3 protein-coding genes and 1 pseudogene are annotated in these 3158 nt (G+C 29.0%); 3 read left to right on the forward strand and 1 reads right to left on the reverse strand.

Annotated elements, in window-relative coordinates; translation table 11 throughout:
* Positions 1-103 precede the first annotated feature (103 nt).
* Positions 104-400: pseudogene (locus FTU50_RS14995) on the reverse strand (FAD-dependent oxidoreductase); the annotation flags it as partial.
* A 155-nt stretch (positions 401-555) separates the two neighbouring features.
* On the opposite strand from FTU50_RS14995, the gene FTU50_RS15000 reads away from it, so the two are divergent.
* The 3 genes from FTU50_RS15000 to FTU50_RS15010 all read left to right on the forward strand — a co-directional run bounded on the left by FTU50_RS15000 (position 556) and on the right by FTU50_RS15010 (position 3028).
* Positions 556-1206 carry a DUF234 domain-containing protein gene (locus FTU50_RS15000; protein WP_218944954.1) on the forward strand — a complete coding sequence of 217 codons (651 nt, stop codon included), beginning with the start codon at positions 556-558 and terminating at the stop codon, positions 1204-1206.
* 165 nt (positions 1207-1371) lie between these two features.
* A complete protein-coding gene (locus FTU50_RS15005) occupies positions 1372-1902 on the forward strand; it encodes an NAD(P)H-dependent oxidoreductase (RefSeq protein ID WP_218944953.1) in 531 nt (176 codons plus the stop codon).
* Between the two features lie 91 nt (positions 1903-1993).
* The gene (locus FTU50_RS15010; protein ID WP_169538918.1) at positions 1994-3028 is read left to right on the forward strand and encodes a tRNA-dihydrouridine synthase; all 1035 of its coding nucleotides are present in this window, start codon (positions 1994-1996) and stop codon (positions 3026-3028) included.
* Positions 3029-3158 lie beyond the last annotated feature (130 nt).

Below are 3158 nucleotides of genomic sequence, written 5' to 3' on the forward strand. Positions count from 1 at the left end.
ATCAAGAGTATTGCCGGATCTTTTTCACATCCAAAACTTTCGGTAAAAAGTCTTATTCCGTTTTTTTTAACTATTTTCTCTTTCATTTCCTCGCCTTTCTGTTTTATAGATTCATTAGTTTTTGGAAAGAAAAGTCGAGGCTGAACATTTCCGTTTCGTTTATTATTGATTCTGCCTGTGCTTCTCTTCCATAAGCAAACATTTGCTGTTCATAATTTTCAATAGCCTCTTCAATGCTGTTAAATTTCCCATTGGTCAGATTATCCGACAATATCAAGGCATCCATCAACCCACTGTTTACGCCTTGTCCTGCAAAAGGAGGCATCAAATGAGCAGCATCTCCAATCATCGTTATGGGTAATGGACGCTTACTTTTCCAAGACTTATCTAAGGGAAATAGATTTAAAACCTTTGAAAGTAAGTGTATTAAAGGAGATTTTAAAAGATTACAACTCTTATTCAAATAAAAATTTACTTGATTTTTATTTGCTAAGTGGTGGAGTTGCAAAATATATAGAACTATTTATCTTAAACAGTAGTTTTGATTTAAAATCTATGATAGATACAATTATTGATCCAAACTCAATATTTTTGGAAGAGGGAAAAAATAGACTTATTGAAGAGTTTGGAAAAGAGTATGGAACATATTTTTCTATTTTAGCTTTAATCTCTGATTCAAAAACATCAAGAAGTGAAATAGAATCAATTTTGGAAAGAAATATTTCAGGACATTTATCACGACTTGAAAATGACTATAACATCATAAAATCAATTAAACCAATAAATGCTAAACCAAACTCAAAAGTACAAAAATATGAGATAGTTGATAATTTTTTATCCTTTTGGTTTAGATTTATTTTTAAATACCAATCACTAATCGAAGCTGAAAATTTCGATAGATTAAAAGAGATTATCTATAGAGATATCTCAACTTTTCAAGGAAAATTCCTTGAAAAACTTTTTGTGGAACTCTTAAAAGAGAAACAAACTTTCACTTCTATTGGCTCATATTGGGAGAGAAATAATCAAAATGAGATAGATATAGTTGCTATCGATGATATTGATAAGAAACTTCTAATTTGTGAAGTAAAACTAAATGAAAAACGGATAAACTATCAGGCTTTAGTTTTGAAATCTCAAAAATTAATTCAAGAGTATAAAGATTATGAGATAGAGTATAGGCTTTTATCGATAAAAGATATTTAAAATTAGAAAAACAGATAATAGCTGGTGCTAGAGTGGTTGCTAGGGTAATTACTCTAATTTCAAGTTGTTGCAAGTGGTTTTTGCAAACTTTGTATAAAGCCTTAATCGATATAAAAGTTAAGTTTGATTATATATAATTGTTGAATAATTTAAAAGGAGTACAAAATGAAAAAAGTTTTAATTTTAAATGGACACCAATATTATGAAAATGTTGCAAAAGGTGAATTAACTGAAAAGATTTTAGAAAAAGCGACACAATTTTTCAAAGAAAATAACTTTCTTATAAAATATACAAATATAGATAAGGGTTACGATATAAAAGAGGAGTGTGAGAAGTTTGAGTGGGCTGATTATGTGTTGTTTCAATATCCTGTTTATTGGATGGGTGTTCCTTGGATTACAAAAAAATATTTCGATGAGACTTTTACTCAAGGAAGACACTATGCAAACGACGGAAGAAGCAAAAACGATGATAGCAAAACTTATGGAAGTGGTGGATTACTAAAAGGCAAAAAATATATGCTAAGCTTGACATATAATTGTCCAAAAAGTGAGTTTAACAATCCTGATGGTTTTTTTGATGGATTATCACTAGATGAAGCAAATGTTGCTACTCATAAAACTTTTCAATTTGTTGGATTAGAACCTTTAAAACTTACTCTATGCATGATATTTTTAAAGGAGATTTGGATTTAAATAAAGAGTTAGCTAAATTTGAAGATACTTTAAGAGAGAATTTTAAGTTTAGTGTATATATAATTTGATATATTTAATTTAAGGAGCTATAATGAGTTTATTATTAAACAAAGGTAAAATAGGTGATTTGGAACTAAAAAATAGAGTTGTAATGCCACCTATGTGTATGTATAAAAGTGATAATAGTGGAGAATTAAAAGATTTCCATATGTTTCACTATACTTCAAGAGCAATGGCTGATGTTGGTTTAATTATTGTTGAACCAGCATCAGTTGAGCCAAAAGGAAGAGTTTCATCTTTTGAATTAGGACTTTGGGATGATTCTTTAATTGAAAATCATAAAAAAATGAATGAGAAGTTACACTTATTTGGAGCAAAAAGTTCTATACAATTAGCTCATGCAGGAAGAAAATCTGAAGTTGTTGATGATATTTGTGTAGCTCCAAGCTCAATTGCTTTTAGTCAAAAATCACCATATAAAGTTCCAAAAGCGTTAAGTCTTGAAGAGATAACAAAAATAAAAGAGTTGTTTGTAAATGCTGCAATTAGAGCCGAAAAAGCAAATTATGATTCAGTAGAACTTCACGCTGCTCATGGATATTTGTTGTGTGAATTTTTATCACCTTTAACAAATAAAAGAGATGATATTTATGGTGGAAGTTTAGAAAATAGGTGTAGATTAGTAATTGAAACTGCAAAAGAGATAAAAAATAGGGTAAAATTACCCCTTATTGTTAGAATTAGTGCTGATGAATGGATGCAAAATGGATGGAATATAGAAGACTCTATTTATTTATGTAAAGAGTTAGAAAAAGTTGGAGTTGATTGTATTCATGTTTCAAGTGGTGGAAATATAGAAAATCCAGATAAGATACCAAAAATTGAACCATTTTATCAAGCTAATTGGGCAAAAGAGATTAAAAAAAGTGTAGATATTCCTGTTATTGCTGTTGGTTTAATAACAACAGCAAAAGAGGGTGAATATCTTCTTGAAAATAGTTTTTGTGATTTTGTTGCATATGGAAGAGAGTTGCTTAAAAATCCAAATCTTGTATTTTATGCTGCAAATGAACTAAACGAAAAAGAGAAAATTAATAGCTCTTATGCAAGAGCATTTTTAAAATAATATTCTCTGTACACGACAAAAATAGATAACTCATTGAAATAATGTCACAATAATTGTTTTCTAACGACGAATACTATGACACATCTCAATGAGTTATATCTTATCTTAAACAAATCTCTAAAATGGAACA

This window comes from Acinetobacter sp. YH12112, assembly GCF_013418945.1.
In the GTDB taxonomy this organism is placed as follows: Bacteria; Pseudomonadota; Gammaproteobacteria; order Pseudomonadales; family Moraxellaceae; genus Acinetobacter; species Acinetobacter indicus.